Genomic DNA, 19525 nt, shown 5'->3' on the forward strand with positions numbered 1-19525 from the left:
GCTTGTGCCACTATCCAACCTACTCAACTTCTTATCAATTTGGAGCTTTGGCGATGAAAACAATCTTGGTAACTGGTGCAACAAGTGGTATCGGCTATGAACTAGCAAAAGAACTAAGCCATAAAGGCCACCAAGTAGTAGCAACGGGCCGTAATCCTGAAAAACTGGCACAGCTAGAGCAAGAAGCGAACTGTCATACCATCGCTGCCGACTTAACCGATCCTAATCAGACTGTCGAACTATTCCAAAAGGCGCTCGATAAGCTAGGTAGGCTGGACGTTCTAATTAATAACGCGGGTATGAACTCGCGCAAATGCGCTATTGAAGAATTCACCTTAGAAGAGTTTGACCAACAGTACGCCGTCAACCTTCGTGCACCTGCGTTGTTGTGTAGAGAAGCCTTAAAGGTCATGAAACCGGCTAAATCAGGACAAATAATTAATGTGGTAAGCACAGTTGCTAAACGCTCTAATGAAACCATGAGTGTCTACACGGCGATGAAACAGGGCTTTGCGGGCTTTAGTGCAATCTTGATGAAAGAAGCTCAGCCTCATGGAATAAAAGTGACTTCTTTGTTCCCTGGCGGCGCAGACACCAGCTTTAGAGAAGCAGACCGCCCTGAGTATATGCACCCAGCAAGCGTTGCATCCACCATTTCTCTATTACTTGAACTGCCTAGTGATGTCGTCATGCATGAGATGACGTTTAGACCGCCGGTTGAAATTGAGTAGACATCTCCTTTGTAACAGTTGGTATGGGTGCTTGTTGAACGCCACAAAAGTGGTTAATTTAGGAACAGTACCCATTTCAAACACTACACAGAGGGAGCGATGAATGTGTCGTTGGCTAGCTTATCAGGGAACCGCAACTTATCTAGATGAACTAATTTATGTACCTGAACACTCACTGATTAACCAGAGTTTAGAAGCAAGAAAAGGTGCCACTCGAATAAACGCTGACGGTTTTGGGTTAGGTTGGTACACGCAACGTGATATCCCCGGTCAATTCCACGAAGTCATGCCTGCCTGGAGTGACGATAATCTTCGTTCACTAACGCATCACATTCGCTCCCATCGATTTATGGCACATGTTCGCTCCTCAACGGGAACGAGCGTATCACGCTCTAACTGCCATCCTTTCGTAGTCGACAATTGGATGTTCATGCATAACGGACAAATCGATGAATTTGAAAAACTGCGCTTCCAACTAGAACGTCTGCTGCCTGAATCGCTCTATCACTATCGAAAAGGAACGACCGACAGTGAGCTTATCTTCTTATTAATGATGAAAAATGGCCTGTCGAGCAATGTAAACAACGCCATTATTGAAACCATCAAAGATATCGAAAACGCCAAATCAGAAAGAGAGGTAGCCTTGCCCTTTAAAGCCTCTATTTGCCTCTCCGACGGCGAACAGTTTTGGGTCGTACGATACAGTAGTGACCAAGAGCCACCGACTGTTTTTATTAAAGCAGAAGAAGAAAACGTCAGCGTTGCGTCCGAACCCCTCGAAAAAAGCAAAGAGTGGAAACTACTTAAACCACAAACGATTACCCATATACATGGTTTGAACCTAACGACGACGCAAATACGTCTCGATATATAACGGCTGAGTTCTACCCTGAAGCTCTCGGCCTATAAACCCTGTTGAATGACACTAAAGTTGTTGAACTATTAGAGTGGTACTCGCAAGCATACGAGAAACGTACGCGTCAAAATACGAGTAATTAATAAAGCACAACATACTCGCGTAACAAGTTTAAAAGGGTCCATACCTAGCATGGACCTTTTCTGGGTTGCTTCAATCGCTAATCGATCAATCTACCCTGTTCATCGAAAAATGGATGAGGACCATCACTGTCTTCAATGTAGCTAATATGGGACACCACCGAATCATTCTCAAATTTGAGCAGTTGAATGGCTCTTGGCTCTAATGAAAAAGATGACGGTGCGTTAGGTTCGAGGTCAAGCGTCACCGAATGGCTGTGTGACGGTCCAACCCAAACAGGAATTGAACGCCAAGTCGCGGTGATAGGACGGTGTAAGTGGCCAGCGCAAAGTCCGCGTACGTTATCAAACTGACTTAACACTTCATATAAGCTGTCTGCATTTGTCAGGTTTTGCACATCCATATGCCCTAATCCGACATGCATTGGCGGATGGTGCAGAAAAATAAGCACAGACTTATTAGATAAACGGGCTAGCTGACTTTGCAACCACTCAAGTGTTTGTGAAGATAAAAAGCCATAAGGTTTGCCAATGACAGACGAGTCTAAACCCAATAAAACTTGTTCATCCTGCTCAACGACAAAGTTGCAAAACTCTGGGTGGTCAAAATCGACTAACTGTTGCAGTCCCACTCGCAAATTATCACGGTGATCGTGGTTACCCGGAACGACCCGAAGTGGTATTTGCAGTTTCTCTAGTTCTTGCCTGATGATTTGGTATTCCTGTTCCGTACCAAAGTCGCCAAGATCACCGGTAATAACGACATAATCTGGTCTGGGGTTAAGGTGGTTGATATGTTGTACAGCATTCTGTAGGCATCGCAAAGTATCCACCTTGCGATACGCGGGTTTGCCATCTTGTTTGATATGCAAATCGGTAAGTTGGGCAATTAACATAACTTTACTTCTTCAAAGGAATTAAACGACTAGGTTCAAAGGACACAGTCACAACTTGACCCGCCTGATATTCAGTGCGCTCAAAACAGTCAACCATGAGTTGAGACTCCTTTTGTACTCCAGACAAAGTGACACGGGTTCTATCCCCTAAAAATACTGTACTCACTACGACGCCAGTTAACGCATCACAGTCATCGCTGATGTCCTTCAAGATAATATCTTCTGGTCTTAGCATGACGCTCAATGAGTCATTTTTAGCAGAGATTTCCGTGTCTATATGCTCTGGCAGTTTCAGGTACTTACCGGTGTCCAACAGCAACTTCCCTCCTTCTACCACTCCTTCAAATCGATTCATTTGCCCGATAAAATCTGCAACAAAGCTGTTACTTGGTTGCAGATAGATATCCTTTGCTGAACCAATCTGGGCAATTTCACCATGGTCGAGAACAGCAATTCTGTCGCCCATCGCCATAGCTTCTTCTTGGTCATGAGTCACATACACTGCAGTGATGCCTAATTCTTTTAACAACGAGCGAATGTCACTTCTCAAACGTTGCTTTAGCAAAGCATCCAAAGCGGAAAGCGGCTCATCAAGCAGCAATACATCGGGTTCAGTTATGATGGCGCGAGCTAACGCCACACGTTGACGTTGGCCACCAGATAATTGATGGACGCCTCTTTTTGCATACTTTTCTAGGTCGAACATAGTCAGCATCTGCTTAAGCTTTTGAGCTCGTACCGAAGGATCCACACCACGAACTTTCAGGCCATAAGTGATATTTTCGCTAACGTTCATATTGGGAAACAGCGCATATGATTGGAACACCATTCCGACTTTTCTTTGCTCAATAGGGAGCGCGGTAACCTCTTGATCACCAAAAGTTATTTGTCCGCCATTTTCATCAGCAAACTCCAATCCAGCTATAAGACGCAAGGTTGTTGTTTTCCCGCAACCAGAAGGTCCCAGTAATACTAAAATCTCTCCCGCTTCTATTTTTAGGTCAGTCGGTTTTAGTGCCAAGGTTCCATCTGGGAAAGTCTTGGTAATATCTTTCAGCGTGATTTCTACGCCAGTCATTGTTTGTTCTAACATTGAGTTCAATCTTAATTGCTTGTAACCGGCTTTCTATTCAGCATCTGAGCCAGAACCAGCAACGGTAAAATGAGACAAAGGAAAATTAAGGTATAAGCAGAGCTAATCTCTAAACGCATGGAGGCGTACGAGTCAGCCAAACCAACAGGCAAGGTTTTGGTTAATGGCGTGTGAAGCATCCAAGTTAGGTTAAACTCGCCAATAGAGAGAGTGAGGGTCATCAACATACCAGCGACAATACCTGCTTTGCAGTTAGGGACAATGACATCAAAGAAACGCTGCCAAAAGCTTGCTCCCAAACTCGCCGCTCCCTCTTCCAACACATTGAAATTAATACTTTGCAGTACCGCCAACACTGACTTAACCATAAACGGCAAAGTGAAGATAACGTGACCCACTAAGATAAACGTCCAGTTAGAACGGAAATCACTAAAGTCACCGTAAGCGAGGATTAAACCAAGCGAAATTGCCATACCGGGAATGGCAATCGGCAAGGTTAAGATCTCATCAAACAACGATGCCCAACGGCTTTTGCTTTTCGCCAGCACATAAGCACAAGGTACGCCCACCAACACATTAATAATGGTGGTCGCGATAGCAATTTGTAGTGTTAGCCAAATCGTGTCTGAATAGAGTGCCCATACTTGTTCAACCCAACGAAGGGTCAATCCACTTTTCACACCAACAAAATAGTTGTTCGTTAGTCCAGCAACAATCGACATAAAAACAGGAACAATTAGAAATGCACAGACCAATAAAGTGAACCCAAGCTGGATATAAAAGTACTTATCTTTCTTCATTGATTAGCCTCCCATTGCCATAGACGAATTACCCTGACGCTTCGCTAACATCAAACACAACCAAGTCACTAGACCAAGGATTAAGCTCAAAGCAGCCGCCATAGCGAAGTTAGCATTGAGCGTGAACTCTGTGTAAATCGTCATTGGTAACACGTTAATGTTGGTTGCCAGAGTGAAGGCCGTACCAAACGCGCCCATTGAGGTAGCGAAACAGATCGAACCCGATGAGATTAATCCTGGTTTTAACGCAGGTAGCGTTACGTCTTTGAAAATTTGCCAACGATTTGCGCCTAATGAACGCCCCGCTTCAAGTAGGTTTTGATCGAGTTTTTCTGCGGCACCCATGACCGTGAGTACCACTCGAGGTATTGAGAAGTACAAGTAACCCAAAAACAATCCCGCGATTGAGTAAGCAAACATCCAACGTTCCCCAGTAAGCAATAACCCTGCTTGGGCAAACAGACCTTGACGTCCTGCAAGCATAATGACGAAGAAACCAATCACCACCCCGGGAAATGCAAGCGGAAAGCTCAACATAGCAACCAGCAACTGCTTCCCCTTAAACTCATAACGCGTCAAAAACAGCCCACTGATCGTAGCCACCGCTAAACTAACAACTGTGACTAGGACAGAAAGCGTTACGGTTGAAAAAAGACTCTTTAAGTACAAAGGTCGGGTTAGAATTTGTATGTAGCTCTGCGCACCGCCATCAACTAACGAGACCTGCAACAGTTGCACCACTGGTAACAAGAAAAATGCGCAGCTCACTATTACAGCAGGCAGAATAAGCAAAATAGATAGATGATTCTTTTTCATAAAAGCAATGGCGGAAATCTTGTCCGCCATCCATGGTCCGGTGAGGTTTAGTTGACTTCTCTTAGATACAGGTCAGCGAATGCGGCTTGGTTTTCAGACATCTCTGCAAAGTTAACTGAACCAACGCGCTGATATTCAGAGTCAGGTAGGAACTTACTCTTCGCATCTTCATCCATCACCCCATCAATAACTGGTCGTAAATACGCCTTTGCCCAAACTTGTTGGCCTTTTTCGGATAACACAAAATCCAAGATTTTTTTTGCGTTGTCAGGGTGTGGCGAGTCTTTCACCATGCTCATTACATAAGGAACAGCAATAGAGCCTTCCTTCGGAATGACAAATTCCACATTAGAGAAGTCGTTATATTTGGCACGATACGCATTAAAGTCATAATCCAATAAGATTGGAATCTCACCCGAAATTACACGTGCATACGAGGTTTGTTTTGGGACAATCGGGCGATTTTTCGCAAGTTTGCGGAAGTACTCAATAGCAGGTGTGAAGTCATTGATATCGCCACCCATTGCCTCATTTACCGCTACCGCACTTGCGTAGCCCACAAACGCACTGGTTGGGTCAAGATAACCGACCATGCCACGATATTCTGGTTTAAGAAGATCTTCCCAACTCTGCGGGACCGGCGCTCCATCTAAAGCATCAACGTTAACGAAGAAGCCAATGGTTCCCGAATGAATTGCAAACCAATTACCGTTTGGATCTTTCATCCCTTCTGGAATTTGGTCCCAATTCTTCGGTTTGTATGGTTCTACCACCCCTTGGTTAGTCGCGTTGATGCCAAATGACACGCCATAATAAACAACGTCTGCTACTGGATTGTTTTTCTCCGCAACTAACTGAGACAAAGACTGACCGGAATTTTTGTTGTCCATCGGAACTCGAATTCCAAGTTCTTTATTTATTAGCTGTAATTGCCCTCCCCAGTTCGCCCACTCTGGAGGGCAGTTATAGCAAATTGCGCTAGATGCCTGCGCTTGAAATGAAGCGCAAGCCAAACCAAATAGCATTCCCGCTAGTTTTTTTGTTTTAGAGCCTAGTGTAAAAGTCATTATATTCTCCAATATGTGACTATTCGTTGTTTTGTAAGTGCGGCACCACGTCAAGTGAGCCATTCATTTGCAATTGATAATCCAGAGCAAGTTGAGTCGATACGCTCGCTCCTGCTTTGGCGTTAAATAAAATATCTACAGCGACTTGCCCCATTTTTAGATGTGGTACCGCAACCGTTGCGAGAGTCGGGGTGATAAGCTGAGCTAAACTCATGCCGTCAAAACCGATAATTGAGATGTCCGAAGGTACATGTAGACCGTTGGCTTTCACGGCATTTATCGCCTTCAATGCCAGCAAATCGTTACTACAAAACCACACTGTAGGCGCCTGTTCTCTCTGGATAACACTCATCTCTTGGTCACCAAATGGATCAAGCTTGTTTTGGTCTACTTCTAGTAACTCAGTTAATTCCAATCCATTGTCATTAAGACATTTTTTAAACCCTTTATAGCGCTGCTCAGCACGATCAGATGAGACAAATCGCCCCGTTAACATGCCAACTCTTCGGTGTCCTAATTCCACGACTCGCTGAGCTACATCAATACCGGCTTGATAGTTATCAACAAAAACGCAAGGTTCTTGCTCATCTGAACGGTTGTGCAATAAACAGTAGGGAAACTTAAAGTCTCTCAGAAGCTTCAATGCCTCATTTTCAGAGGTATCTGCAATCGTCAAAATGACACCTTCGACACGCTGCCTTATCAGGTCGATAACCGCTTGCTGCTCTTGGCCACTGTCATATTGAGTGTCAACAACCACAACCGAGTACCCAAAGTGCCTCGCTCTTTGCTGGATGCCGGTAACTACCTCTGAAAACACAGGGTTAATTAAACTTGGAATCACCACTCCGAGAGTTGGATTTTTATTGAATTCAATTTGGTCATGTCGTTGCTCAACACTGTACCCAGTGAGAGTAATGACCTTCTCAATTCTCTTGCTCGTGGTATGCGCTACAGATTGAGGCTGATTTAGATAACGAGAGATGGTTGCAGGTGACACTCCTGCAAGTTCTGCTACATCTTTGATATTCATCGCCTCTCCTCCGTTGTTGAACGCAAGATTAAAGAGGACACATTACAGTTTTATTAAGGGAAAAATGAAGAAGCGTCAATTTAGCCACCATATCGATGCATGTTTGCGACATATATCGACAATATAATTTATGAAACACTTTCATTTCATTGAATTTAACGGAAGCAAATTAAATTGTAGAGTAATGTGAAATAACGATTAATGTCACAGAAACTGGGGGAAATATGAGTGGTCGCCGAAAGGATCACGATGATTAAGCTGAAATGCAGCGAAAGAGATTAAGCGCTCTTGCTCATTTCTCATACTAAATGCTAATCGCCATCCTTTCGGAAGAATTTACTGAGTTGTGTGGCTATTGGCCTTTGTAAGTGTTATCGCTCTCATTGAGACTCTTAATCAACCTAGCGGGTGTTCCACCATATAACGAGTCGGGCGGTACGTCACTGTTCACAACGGAATTAGCGGCAATCACGGAACGCGCTCCAATGGTAACACCTTGATTGATCACCACATTACCTCCAATCCATACATCGTCTTCCACCGTAATCGGTCCACAGATCGTTTCCCAGTTGCGACGCTTGAGGTAGTTTAAGTCGTGGCTAGCGCAATAGAACTGCGTATTTGGCCCTATCAACACGTTGTTACCAATCATGATTTTGGCACCATCTAGCATGGTGACATTCATATTAATAAAGGTCTTTTCACCAATCGAAATCGTCTTACCAAACTCACAATAGAATGGAGAACGTACAATACTAGAATCTGCAATATTCCCCATTAACTGTTGAAACAGCTCACCACGTTGAATGTCATCAGTATTTTTATTTATTGCCTGTAACAGAAGGGAGGCGTTTTCGCGGATTTGGTTAATGCTTTCGGCGCCGCCATCGAACTCTTCACCAGCAAGCATTTTTTCGAACTCAGTCATGTTGTCTCTCAACTCGGATCTTTTTTGCTGCTGAATTGTATCACCAACGCGTCATTCGGGCAGTGGATTAGTGCTTATACCTAAAAGTATTACTGTCATCGATAATCTCAATTTTTACCGGTGCTATCCCTTTACTAATGTCGCCAATTTGTTCAAATGACTTGCGAGATAAGTCAATAATTCGACCTTTTACAAACGGGCCTCTATCGTTGATTTTGACGTCCACTGTTTTACCATTAGCGGTATTTGTCACTCTCACGATCGTTCCAAAAGGTAACGTTTTATGAGCTGCGGTATAAGCCCTCATGTTATAGCGCTCACCACTCGCAGTGCGTCGTCCGTGGTATTTATTCCCATACCAAGACGCTTGACCTACAAGTTCATGGGATTTTGCATAACTTCGAGTTTTGGAACTATCAATTGAAGCGGTTGAAGAGCAACCAGCTAGAAAAGAGAACATTAATACAACAAAGATGAAATTGATCTTCTTGATATTATTTGGAAATTGAAATTTATTCATGTCGTGTTTATCTATTCTTGAACTGTTGACGCTTTAGCAATAAAGCTCATAAAAACAACCGAATGGGACAAAAGCCAACATTCGATATCAATGGCCGATTTTTCCACGACCTCGATGCCACTCGGTCATGCTCAAGAAAGATTTTAGACATGAAAATACCAAAGTTCACTGCCTTTGAGATCCGTGCCAAATTACATCGTTATTTTGACTTCATAAACGTATCATAAGGCTTTTCACCAAACAGCTTTTGGTACCGCTCAGAATATCGACTCCATCCATCAACCCCTGATAATACCGTAGCTTCTAGTACTGAAGAGCACTTCCCTTGAATCAAAATATTTCGAAATTTAAATAGGTTAACGAGCAAATAGAATCGCTTGGGTGGAATGAACAAATACTCTTTGAAAAAGAGGTTGATGCTTTTGGTGCTAATATCTAATTCATTAGCTATCTGCTTCAGCGACATCGCTCGCATCGTTTTCTGTTCCATCATTTTCACTATTTTTGTCATCAGGTGCTTTCTAGGCCTGCGACTTGGTCCATGCAGCGATTGGGGGCGCAGTGGAGGGAGTTCATCCAAAAGAACGGTGATCAAATCAAGGACAGCTTTCGTCCCACCATGCCCTTGTTTCTCAGTCGGCTGTTCAAAGACAAACTTACCTGACGCCTTAAACTTGTCTAAGTTCCTTTTCGAAACAGTAACTGGGACAAGGGAATCACTGAAACTTTTCAATTTTCTAGAGGGCTCAGCTATTTCACTTAAGATAACCGTGGTGTTCTGGGGAATAAATAATGCAAAGGGAACTTCAGAACGACTTGAGACTATCGCAACTTGGTCAGTGTTAATCCAACTACCATTAAAACACACGGACTGACTTTCCATTGTGGTGATCATCAGGGTAATTTCTGGTGAATGTAATCGAGTTTGCAAAGCACACTCAGGCTTAAACAGAGCGGAGTAAAGTGTCAGTGCATGAGGAGTTGTGAATGCTGTATAACGAATCGTTGGACGATTAATTTGTAAAAATCCATACTGACGCTCGATAACATGATTTGGTTCATTGGGAAAATCAAACAGGACCTTGCAGTTTGCTATCGCGGTTATCTCACTAGATAACTGCTCGAAAGTGAGTATTTTTTTACTATTAGTGACTGCCATTCAGCCCTCTTACCTTCACTTATACCCTTAAAGGCTAGCAACCACCGCAATGCTTTCTAGTGACCCCAAACGCATTGCGGGTTCCAAATCACTGCGCTATCAATTTGGGTAAATCACTTTCCAATCATTCTTCATATCTGCGATAGTCCAACCTTCTTTCTTGGCTTCGTCTAGTCCCTTATCTAGGCGGCCAACCGAAGAACTACGATCATATTTCCACTCTCGCCCTTCATCAGTATGATGCACATAAAGGCCGAACGTGACACCTTCTTGTTGGGTCGTCCACTGCATCATCTGCAAATCACCGTCAGAGTTACCAAAAGCCGCAATAGGTTGGCGACCTAGTCTCTTGTGAATACCAATGACCTTACCCGCTTTATCATTAATATGAGCGACGTTTGGCAAGCGTTGGATTTCAATACCATTACTAGTGTAAGCGAACTCTGTCTCTATTTCGCTGCCAATAACGTACTCCGGAGAAATACCATACACCTCCTCTGTCCAAGGACGCATAAAGTCTGCTCCTCCACCCGAAACTATGTAGGTCTTGAAATCATTATCACGAAGAAAGTCGAGCACTTCCAACATCGGTTGATAAATCATCTCCGTTAGAGGCCTTTTAGTGATTGGGTGTTTAGCGTTCTTCACCCAAGCTTGCACCATTTCCTCAAATTCCACAGAGTTCATACCGGCATGCGTTGCCATAACCATTTTCAGCAATCCTTCCTCACCATGAGACAGGGCTGCTTTTATGTCGCCTTTCAAAACAGACGCAAACGGCTCTTCGGTTTTCCACTCAGGGTGCTTCGGAGCAAGCTCTTTAATACGGTCCAAGGTAAAGAATAATTGAAAATACATCGGCTTCTCGGCCCATAACGTACCATCGTTATCAAATACTGCGATACGCTCTTCGGCTGGGACGTAATTGTCAGAGCCTTTTGTGGTGACGGTTTCAACAAATTCAACAATAGCAGATTTAGTAGCGCCATCGTTCCAAGAAGGTAAAGGATCAGGATGCTGCGCGGCAAAAACGGGAGTAGATAGAACAGCTAAGCAGACAAGGCTTTTGAAATGCATTTTCATATTTTGCTCTCAGTAATGTAAGTGTATTCATTAACGTTTGGCATCAGTAAGATGACTAACCTGAACTGAGAGAATTATGCATTGCACGATCTAAAAATAATCTGCAAAAACGGAAAAGTTAAAAAAACGCTATGCCTAAAAGACATAGCGTTCAATACACTATCGAATGGTGATTTCCTATCGCCCTTCAATGTTACTCATTTAAATCCAATTCATTATGAATCAGAGTTACGCATTGAGAAGCAAACAACATCTTAGGACCAAGGCTGATTTTCTCAGTACCTAGACGCTTTAAACTATTAAAGCTCTTCTTCGGCATTGGAATATGGTCGGTAAGAAGAAAACAGGAATTACCGACAAACTGTTGTTCTCGAATGAAGGTGCCTTTCTTATCCATCATGTAGAGCTGATAATCTTCAGCCAGTTCTTGAACCAGCTTTTCGAAGCTAATGGTTCGTACATTAATACCCGCTTCAACTTCACGTTCTTGCTCTTTACCCATACCTTGGGATACGTCCAAGGCTCTGGCAACTTTATCGAGCAACACTTTCTCATGAAAGCCACCAACGTTACTGATGTCGTTTGAGCTAAAGCGTATAGTGCGAGAGTAATCTTTAGTACTTTCTAGGACGAGGTAAACCACCACATCTTCACGATGAGACTGCGCGACAAAGATCGTGTTCATCAACGTGTGAGCTAAAATTTCAGTGTGAGCCTCCTGACCAACGGAAGCGAGAAGTTGCTGGCTTTCGGTAGGGGCCGAACGAGCTCGAAGTACAAAGGCGCGCATAGATGTAAAATCCTACTTAATGAATATAACGAATAACTTAACCAAGATGTTCTATCGCCAATAAGGCAATAGTCACGTGGGTCGCCATTATCACAGTTTTGCTTGATGAAGTAACGGCAATAATTTAGCTATTTACAGAAATAGTCTTCAGCAGGGTGTGCTTTGAACAAAAGTATTTAAGTCAAACTGATAACTTGTTGAGGTTGCCAGACGTTTCACTGATTTGAACTAATCGCTTATGGTAGCATCGACAATCATCGACACGGATCCACACTATCATAATGCACTCACGTCTTTTTGCCCTACCCTCTGCTGAACGAGAATACATAAATCGCTTGTGCGACGTGCTTCAGTTAGTCGCAAGTACTAATATCGTTGGTATCTACTTACTTGGCTCAGCAAGTCAGGGGAGTTATGTTGCGGGTGAAAGTGATTTAGACGTCCAAATGGTGGTAGCTCAACCCCTTTGCGACGCTCAAAAGCAGGCTATCATAGAGGCGCTATCGCACTCTCACCTACCCTGCCCAGCAACCAAATTGGAGTTCGTGGTATATCACAAAGCCCAACTGCGCACAGCACAATCGCTGCACTACACTATTAATTTCAATACGGGTCGCACCTTAAAGAAAGACTACGTTTCGTTTGACCATAAAAATGATCCCAGGCATTGGTTCCTACTCGACATTGCAATGGCTGGCAATTGGGCGATAACGTTATTCGGTGAATCGTTTAATCGCATATTTCCCAGCATTGAACCATCTCTTTTGTTGCAAGCAATGCACGAGTGTGTTACTTGGTTTAACAAACATTATCCGGACAGCAAAGATTGCTATCAGTGCGCTTGCCGCATTCATAGCTATCTATTACGGGGAGTGATGGTCAGCAAAAGGCAGTCATTATCAGAGGTGGCTTTAACGGAACAATGGAAGAGTTTACCTGCTCAGGAGTTTGTGGAATCAGTGCTTCAGCAGTTAGATGCGAAGATTGCACACCAATAACCAAGTTGGAAGTGGCACGACGCTATTATGTTCGCGCCACATACTCAAACTTATTGACACCTATTTATGAAGCACGACTAGTCACAGGACCTGCTTGTGGAATATGTCGTTCTACATTATAAGATGAACAGTTAAGCTTATTTCCCTATTACTAGACTCACTAGAAATAAAGTACTAGTAATAATAAGCAATATCATTTCTTTTTTACGCATATATTATTCTCCTTCGATTTTTAACGAACGACTAAACTTCAGAACACTTAAAATGGAACTTATAATTTAATGAGCTATCAAAAAGAGGAGCATTGACTCTATAAACTATATTACCTTCCACTCTAATTAAGGTAAATATGAAAATAACATCAAATATAAATTAATCTCGATAGTTAAAGCCATACCACAAAAATACAATTAACAATCAAATATAACGCTGAATTACAAAACGAAATATGTCGAAATACTTTCCTTTCCATGAAAAGTAGACTCAATGGACGATGATCGTTACCAGTTATTTTTCTCTTCGCCACATCTTATAACCACTAGCGTGCATACTTTTTCCCAACAAGTGCGTCGCAACCGGTGCCGTCAGCAAAATAAATAACATGGTGCCTAGTACACGTGAGGTTACTGTAATATCCGGAATCCCCACCGCTACAGCAGCCAACAACGCTGTTAATCCCATAGTATTAGCTTTGGTTGATGCATGCATTCGGGTATAAAGATCCGGCATTCTTACCACACCAATACTAGCAACGATAACAAAAAAGGTACCGATACAGAGCAAAATTCCCGTTATGATTTCCATTACTCTTCCTCCTCTAATGTTCTCTTCGCTATAAAGCTTGAGAAAGCAATCGTGCCCAAAAATGCTACCAGACCTAGCGTTATCGCAACGTCTAATAATGATTTCTGCCCACTATCTAAAGTATGTACTGCAATAAATCCAACGGTAATGAATGCAATCAAATCGAGTGCAACCACTCTATCCGCCAAGGTCGGACCTAATATTAACCTGATAAATACCATCACCAAGCTAAATAATAATCCAGCGTAAGAAATGGTAATAGTAAACTGCAACCAACTATCCACGAGTCACCTCCAAAATACGCTTTTCCATCCCTTGTTTGATAGTTTGAATAACCTCTTCATGCTTAGGTGCGAACATAGCGTGAACGACCAAGTGTTTTTTATCTTCAGTGACATCCAAACTTAGACTGCCTGGCGTTAGTGAAACCATATTAGCCAGTAGCGTAATTTCTAAGTCTGTCGTCACATCCAGAGGCACATAAACAATATCCGGGTCACTCAAGTGTGTTGGCGTCACCACATCCCAAACCACTTGAGCTGCGGAAATCACCATCTCATAGCAGAAGCACAGAAACAGCTTAATCACCGCACTGAAACGTGTGAAATAAGTAGATTTCATTCCAAATGGTTGACTTAGTCTCAAAGCAAAGAAGCCAACCGTAAACCCAACCACGAAATTTAGACCACTGTATTCGCCGTTGATCAGCATCCAAGCACCTGCTAGGAAAACATTGAGGAAAAAGTAATTCATGCTCCACCTCCTAAGACCGCATTAATGTAGGCGCTCGGGTCTAGTAACTGCTCTGCTGCTCTCATGGCTAGCTGGAAAAAAGGCTCTGCAATGAATCCAAACAACAGCGCCATTGATGTCAGGCTGATGATAGGTGCGTAATACAACACCTTGGTTTTCTTACACAGTTTTTTCGCCGGCTTATTTTCTGGTTGTGGCTTCCAAAACGCTTCGCTCCAAATTTTGGTCATCGAAAACAGTGTCAGTAGCCCAACAAATAGAGCTGTACCCGCTAGCCAATAATACTCAACGTGTAGACTGTCTCGAATAACCAGAAACTTACCCCAGAAACCTGACAAAGGAGGAAAACCTGCAAGTGAAAAGGCTGGGATCAGGAACAGAAACGCCAGCAATGGTGTCGATTTGTATACCCCGCCTAAGTGGCGCAATTCACTCGTGCCATACTTGCGTTCTAATACCCCACCAATCAGAAACAGATTCGACTTCACGATAATATGGTGGACGATGTAGAAGATCGTTCCAGCAAGCGCTAACGGTGTCGCGATGGCTAGACCCATTGCCATATAACCAAGCTGGCTAATACTGTGGAACGACAAGATCTTCTTTACATTGAACTGACTCGCCGCACCTAAAACACCAGCCAACATAGTTAACCCAGCAATCCATAACATTAATGGTTGCCAACCACTGTCCGACAAAGGAAACACAAGGGTGAACATCCGCATAAGCGCATAGATGCCAACTTTAGTCAGTAGTGCAGCAAACAGAGCAACAACACCACTTGGTAACGTATGGTATGACGCTGGTAACCAGGCAAACAGTGGAAATAATGCCGACTTAATGGCGAACGCAAACAAGAATAGCACCGCCACCGTTGACTGAGTTTGCGGGTGAATGGATGCGACTTTCCCATGCAAGTCAGCAAGATTCAAAGTGCCCGTTGCCCCATAAAGCAAACCAATCGCCAGCAAGAACATTAGCGTTGAGATCAAATTCAACATTACGTACTTAACGGCTCCATCTACCTGTTCACGAGTGGCATCCAGTACCATTAATCCGAACGAGGCAATCAGCATCACTTCAAACCAGACATATAGGTTGAATATATCCCCCGTTAAGAACGCCCCGTAAACACCTGCCAATAGAATATGGATTAATGAATGGAACAAGCTATACGACGGTTTAGGTCGTAAATCTGCCATGGCATAGAATACGATGATTACCCCAATGAAAGCAGTCATGACTACCATGCCTGCACTCAGCATATCGGCGACAAATACGATACCAAATGGCGCCGTCCACTGACCAAACGCGACCGCTTGTGGGCCCAAAGTAGTGACATCGGCAAACAGCATTACGCTGGCGAGCAAGGTGATTAGCGCACTAACACCACTAATCCACTCAACGTATCTCACATGATTGCGACTAAAGAAAACTAAAGCCGAAGTAAGCACTGAGAGAACGACAGGTAACGTTAACCAAAGCGACATTACTGCTCCTCCTCTGAATACGTCATTTGATCAATATCCGCTGTTAAGGACTCTTGATAGGCTCGATAAAACAGCACAAGCGTGAACACCAATAAACCAAACCCAATAACAATCGCCGTTAAAATCAATGCTTGAGGTAATGGGTTTGCAGCACCTATAGGCGGCACAACTGCATTAGCATCAATCAATGGTGGCTCACCTACTGTCAGCCTACCCGCTGTAAAGATCGCCATATTGACAGCACTACTCAGCATAATTAAGCCAAATAGAACGCGTAACAAATGGCGCTCGAGCATCAAATAGATCCCAGCGGCAACAAACACCCCTACGACCACACTCCATAAAATTTCCATTAGTTAAGCTCCTCACTGACGTGCAGTACCATTCCCATAACACCACCAATAACACCCAGATAAATACCAATATCAAAGATCAATGGTGTGCCGAGCGGAAGTACATCTTTCCACCACAACCCGGTCAAGAAAGGTAAGTTGAATAACAAGCTGATAACGCCTGCGATAAAGCTCAGCAATACGCCAAACATAGCAATACTGAATGGCGCGAAGTGCAATCGCTCACGCACATACTTGGGAGACTCTGCAAACATCAGTAGTGATAAACCAATCACTGCGATAAGCGCACCGATAAAGCCACCACCAGGCGAGTTGTGTCCTCGCATCAGGAGATAGAGTGAGAACACCAACATCAAAGCAGCAACGATATGCGAAGCAGTACCAAAGATCAGCGACTGAATGTTCTTGTAGGTCACACTACCCGGCTTCAGTAGACTGACCGCACATAGCCCAGCCATTACCACCACAACCACTTCACCAAAGGTATCGAACGCACGGAAGTCCACTAGAATTACGTTCACAATATTGCGCCCGTGACCGCCAGGAACGCTGTTGTTAGAAAAGAACTCTGCCACACTGGTATCCATCGGCTGTGAAGTAATGTTGATAAGCAGCATAGTGATGGCAAAACCAATCACACTAGCAACCACTGCGTGGAGCGTTTTTCTTTTTATTGAATGTTGACGAACCGTGGCCAGCTTAGGCACATGACGCATCAGCAAGACCAAAAACACCACCATTAGCGTTTCTACCAAAAGTTGCGTCTTAGCCACATCAGGAGCGCTGTAGATCATAAACACCAAAGTTGTCATGAAGCCGATCATTCCTAACGCCGCAACCGCAAGAAGTTTCGTCTTAGAAACAATGACGACAACCGTGGAGACAATAAGCAGTAATGCTACTGCAAACTCGTAGAACTTAACGTCAACAAGTTGGTTAAGCATAACGTCCGAAGAAATATGAACTTGAGATACCAGTAGTACTGCTAACGCTGAAAATGAAATCAAGCCATAAAAACTCATGCGCTTTCGCTGCATCAGATTAGTTTGCCAAGACGCAAATGCCATCATTCCTTTTAGCAAACCATCAAACACCTTGTTCGCATTAGGCAAAGTGATAGATAACCGTGTCCACTGAGCGAGTAGCCAAGGGTAAATCTTATACACTGAGACACCTAGCAAGAGCGTCACCGCACTTAACACCAGAGGCAGATTAATGCCATGCCATAACTTGAGTGGCTCTGGCTCAGATATCGGAGCAATCGAGGTCACGCCGGGCAAAATAACTTGTTCATTAAGCCAGCCAAGCCCCAGTACCGTCGCGAGTACACTAACTAGCGCAAGCGTAATTGGAGGAAGCCACAGCCCCTTATTTACCTCAATAGGTTTGGCTGGTGTTGGTTCACCCTGGTATTTCCGTGAGAAGGGCTTTATTAGAAGAGCAAGCACCAACGTAACGGTCAGTGCATTGACCACCAGCATTAACAGTACCGCTAACGAGCTCACTTCCAAACCAGCTTTGTACATGTACTCTTTACTCAAAAAACCTGGTAGTGGCGGAACGCCCGATGTAGATAGCGCCGCGATAAATGCAGCCACAAAGCTAATTTGTAATACCGGACGTAATCCACGAAGCACCCCAACCTCACGAGTCCCTGTCGCCTTATCGATGTTGCCAATCACCATGAACAAGCCCGCTTTATACATCGAGTGAGCAACGATCAACATTAATGCAGACTTAAGCGCCAAATCGGTACCAATACCTAACAAAAACGTCAGCTTGCCGAGAACGACTGTTGTACTGTAGGCAAGCATTAGTTTTAGGTCGGTCTGTTTTAAAGCTAAAACAGCACACCAAAGCGCCGTGAAACCACCCATTGTTGTTAGTGTATAAAACCAAACCTCACTGTGGGCGTAAATGGGCGAAAGCAGAGCTAATAAAAAGATCCCGGCTTTCACCATCGTTGCCGAATGCAGATAAGCACTCACAGGCGTTGGTGCCGCCATCGCATTAGGTAACCAGAAATGAAACGGGAACTGCGCTGACTTGGTAAATGCACCCAATATAATGAGTAACAATGATGGTACAAACAGTGCGTGGTCATGAATGACCGACGCCTGCTGTAAAATAGTCGTCAATTGATAGCTTTCGGCCATGTTCCCTAAAAGAATCAGACCCGCTAGCATCGCTAAACCACCAGCGCCAGTAATAAGTAAAGATTGCAGTGCATTCTTTCTAGAAGTTGGGTTCTCGTGGTTAAAACCAATCAGCAAATAAGACGTAATGGTTGTTAGTTCCCAAAAAACAAATAGTAACAACACGTTATTACTGAGCACTACTCCCAGCATCGCTAACATAAATGCCGTTAAGTAAAAGTGAAATTTGAGACGGTTCGGATATTCACGCAAATAAGCCAACGCGTATATTTGCACTAAAGTACCTATACCGCTAATCAAACAGGCAAATAGAAATGATAAACCGTCGAGCCTAAAGCTGAGATCTAAGCCTAAGCTTGGAACCCACGATGCAGCCCACGCCACGCCTTCAGGGCTATACAAGTATAAGATTGAAAGAAATATCGACAGAGGAAACACAGCAAACAACGCGAATAGCTGTGAGCTATGCAGGTTTACACGCTCACCTTGTTTGCCGAGTTTATTGGACGTCAATGCAGCCTTTTCGATGTTCAAGTTAATACTCACCTTTATCTACTATATCCAAGTGAATTCACGCTAAATACCAAATTGCAGAAATAGCAAAACGGTCACTTACCATTGCAGCAACCTTATTCGATTAGTTCCATATACCCGAAGCAGTGCTTGTTTTAGATGAAGAGTTTTCTGATAGCCAACATGAAGAAGTGAGTAGCTAATTTAATACCAGAACAATCATTGAGCTGATTTATTAATCAATCTTTACATCCTAAACGATATAAATTCTATCCTTGGCGAGTATTTTAGTACCAGAATACAATTGTAAAGAGTCGTTGATTAGTCGTAATTCTAATTTCTGAATGTATAAGAAAGCCGATTTTTTAATATATTTATTAAAAATATCTGGAATAGATGACAGTTTGTAACGAATAGTGTCAGAAGGGACAAGTAGGATTAATGGTATTGAGATTTAAAAATAAATCTTAATTATCAGCAACTTAGAGTCACAAAACAAATCACCAACACAGTAAAGAGGGTTATCAATATGATATTAGTCCTCCT

20 protein-coding genes are annotated in these 19525 nt (G+C 43.4%); 3 read left to right on the forward strand and 17 right to left on the reverse strand.

Annotation, left to right across the window (positions count from 1 at the left end):
• Positions 1–53 precede the first annotated feature (53 nt).
• Together L2W36_RS07290 and L2W36_RS07295 are read left to right on the forward strand one after the other, a co-directional pair.
• On the forward strand, positions 54–731 hold the full coding sequence (locus L2W36_RS07290) for an SDR family oxidoreductase (RefSeq protein WP_062460055.1): 678 nt from the start codon (positions 54–56) through the stop codon (positions 729–731).
• 103 nt (positions 732–834) lie between these two features.
• Positions 835–1605, forward strand: a complete 771-nt coding sequence (locus L2W36_RS07295) for a class II glutamine amidotransferase (protein WP_236109688.1) — start codon at positions 835–837, stop codon at positions 1603–1605.
• 202 nt (positions 1606–1807) lie between these two features.
• Here the strand turns inward: L2W36_RS07295 and L2W36_RS07300 are convergent, their stop codons facing one another.
• From L2W36_RS07300 to trmY, 11 genes are all read right to left on the reverse strand, one after another.
• A complete protein-coding gene (locus tag L2W36_RS07300; RefSeq protein WP_236109689.1) occupies positions 1808–2623 on the reverse strand; it encodes a phosphodiesterase in 816 nt (271 codons plus the stop codon).
• Positions 2624–2627: 4 nt separating this feature from the next.
• The gene (locus tag L2W36_RS07305; RefSeq protein WP_236109690.1) at positions 2628–3716 is read right to left on the reverse strand and encodes an ABC transporter ATP-binding protein; all 1089 of its coding nucleotides are present in this window, start codon (positions 3714–3716) and stop codon (positions 2628–2630) included.
• Positions 3717–3727: 11 nt separating this feature from the next.
• The gene (locus L2W36_RS07310) at positions 3728–4516 is read right to left on the reverse strand and encodes an ABC transporter permease (protein ID WP_062460049.1); all 789 of its coding nucleotides are present in this window, start codon (positions 4514–4516) and stop codon (positions 3728–3730) included.
• Between the two features lie 3 nt (positions 4517–4519).
• Positions 4520–5362, reverse strand: a complete 843-nt coding sequence (locus tag L2W36_RS07315) for an ABC transporter permease (protein WP_443088382.1) — start codon at positions 5360–5362, stop codon at positions 4520–4522.
• Between the two features lie 17 nt (positions 5363–5379).
• A complete protein-coding gene (locus tag L2W36_RS07320) occupies positions 5380–6399 on the reverse strand; it encodes an ABC transporter substrate-binding protein (RefSeq protein ID WP_443088383.1) in 1020 nt (339 codons plus the stop codon).
• 19 nt (positions 6400–6418) lie between these two features.
• Positions 6419–7432 (reverse strand): substrate-binding domain-containing protein, encoded by a 1014-nt coding sequence (locus tag L2W36_RS07325; RefSeq protein WP_236109691.1) that lies wholly within the window; start codon positions 7430–7432, stop codon positions 6419–6421.
• 352 nt (positions 7433–7784) lie between these two features.
• On the reverse strand, positions 7785–8360 hold the full coding sequence (locus tag L2W36_RS07330) for a sugar O-acetyltransferase (RefSeq protein WP_006072321.1): 576 nt from the start codon (positions 8358–8360) through the stop codon (positions 7785–7787).
• A gap of 67 nt (positions 8361–8427) precedes the next feature.
• Entirely contained in the window at positions 8428–8880 is a 453-nt protein-coding gene (locus tag L2W36_RS07335; RefSeq protein ID WP_236109692.1) for a septal ring lytic transglycosylase RlpA family protein, read from the reverse strand.
• 199 nt (positions 8881–9079) lie between these two features.
• Positions 9080–10039, reverse strand: a complete 960-nt coding sequence (locus L2W36_RS07340; RefSeq protein ID WP_236109693.1) for a hypothetical protein — start codon at positions 10037–10039, stop codon at positions 9080–9082.
• Positions 10040–10138: 99 nt separating this feature from the next.
• A complete protein-coding gene (locus L2W36_RS07345) occupies positions 10139–11122 on the reverse strand; it encodes an HAD family hydrolase (protein WP_236109694.1) in 984 nt (327 codons plus the stop codon).
• A 193-nt stretch (positions 11123–11315) separates the two neighbouring features.
• Positions 11316–11912: a tRNA (pseudouridine(54)-N(1))-methyltransferase TrmY gene (trmY, locus tag L2W36_RS07350; RefSeq protein WP_062460041.1), complete on the reverse strand. Its 597-nt coding sequence runs from the start codon at positions 11910–11912 to the stop codon at positions 11316–11318.
• Positions 11913–12193: 281 nt separating this feature from the next.
• Between trmY and L2W36_RS07355 the strand changes: the two genes are divergently transcribed.
• Positions 12194–12910 carry a hypothetical protein gene (locus L2W36_RS07355; RefSeq protein WP_236109695.1) on the forward strand — a complete coding sequence of 239 codons (717 nt, stop codon included), beginning with the start codon at positions 12194–12196 and terminating at the stop codon, positions 12908–12910.
• Between the two features lie 507 nt (positions 12911–13417).
• On the opposite strand, the gene mnhG is transcribed toward L2W36_RS07355, so the two are convergent.
• The 6 genes from mnhG to mbhE are packed head-to-tail and all read right to left on the reverse strand — an operon-like array spanning position 13418 to position 18979.
• Complete coding sequence (gene mnhG / locus L2W36_RS07360) at positions 13418–13714, reverse strand: monovalent cation/H(+) antiporter subunit G (RefSeq protein WP_031494385.1); 297 nt, start codon at positions 13712–13714, stop codon at positions 13418–13420.
• On the reverse strand, positions 13714–13998 hold the full coding sequence (locus tag L2W36_RS07365; RefSeq protein ID WP_006072309.1) for a cation:proton antiporter: 285 nt from the start codon (positions 13996–13998) through the stop codon (positions 13714–13716). The genes mnhG and L2W36_RS07365 overlap by 1 nt, the downstream gene beginning before the upstream one ends.
• Positions 13991–14467: a Na+/H+ antiporter subunit E gene (locus L2W36_RS07370; protein ID WP_006072307.1), complete on the reverse strand. Its 477-nt coding sequence runs from the start codon at positions 14465–14467 to the stop codon at positions 13991–13993. Before L2W36_RS07370 ends, L2W36_RS07365 begins: the two co-directional genes overlap by 8 nt.
• Positions 14464–15957: a proton-conducting transporter transmembrane domain-containing protein gene (locus L2W36_RS07375; RefSeq protein WP_236109696.1), complete on the reverse strand. Its 1494-nt coding sequence runs from the start codon at positions 15955–15957 to the stop codon at positions 14464–14466. Before L2W36_RS07375 ends, L2W36_RS07370 begins: the two co-directional genes overlap by 4 nt.
• Positions 15957–16310 (reverse strand): Na+/H+ antiporter subunit C, encoded by a 354-nt coding sequence (locus L2W36_RS07380; RefSeq protein ID WP_006072303.1) that lies wholly within the window; start codon positions 16308–16310, stop codon positions 15957–15959. The genes L2W36_RS07375 and L2W36_RS07380 overlap by 1 nt, the downstream gene beginning before the upstream one ends.
• Positions 16310–18979 (reverse strand): hydrogen gas-evolving membrane-bound hydrogenase subunit E, encoded by a 2670-nt coding sequence (mbhE, locus tag L2W36_RS07385; RefSeq protein ID WP_443088386.1) that lies wholly within the window; start codon positions 18977–18979, stop codon positions 16310–16312. The genes L2W36_RS07380 and mbhE overlap by 1 nt, the downstream gene beginning before the upstream one ends.
• Positions 18980–19525 lie beyond the last annotated feature (546 nt).

This window comes from Vibrio sp. McD22-P3 (assembly GCF_021568915.1).
In the GTDB taxonomy this organism is placed as follows: Bacteria; Pseudomonadota; Gammaproteobacteria; order Enterobacterales; family Vibrionaceae; genus Vibrio; species Vibrio mediterranei.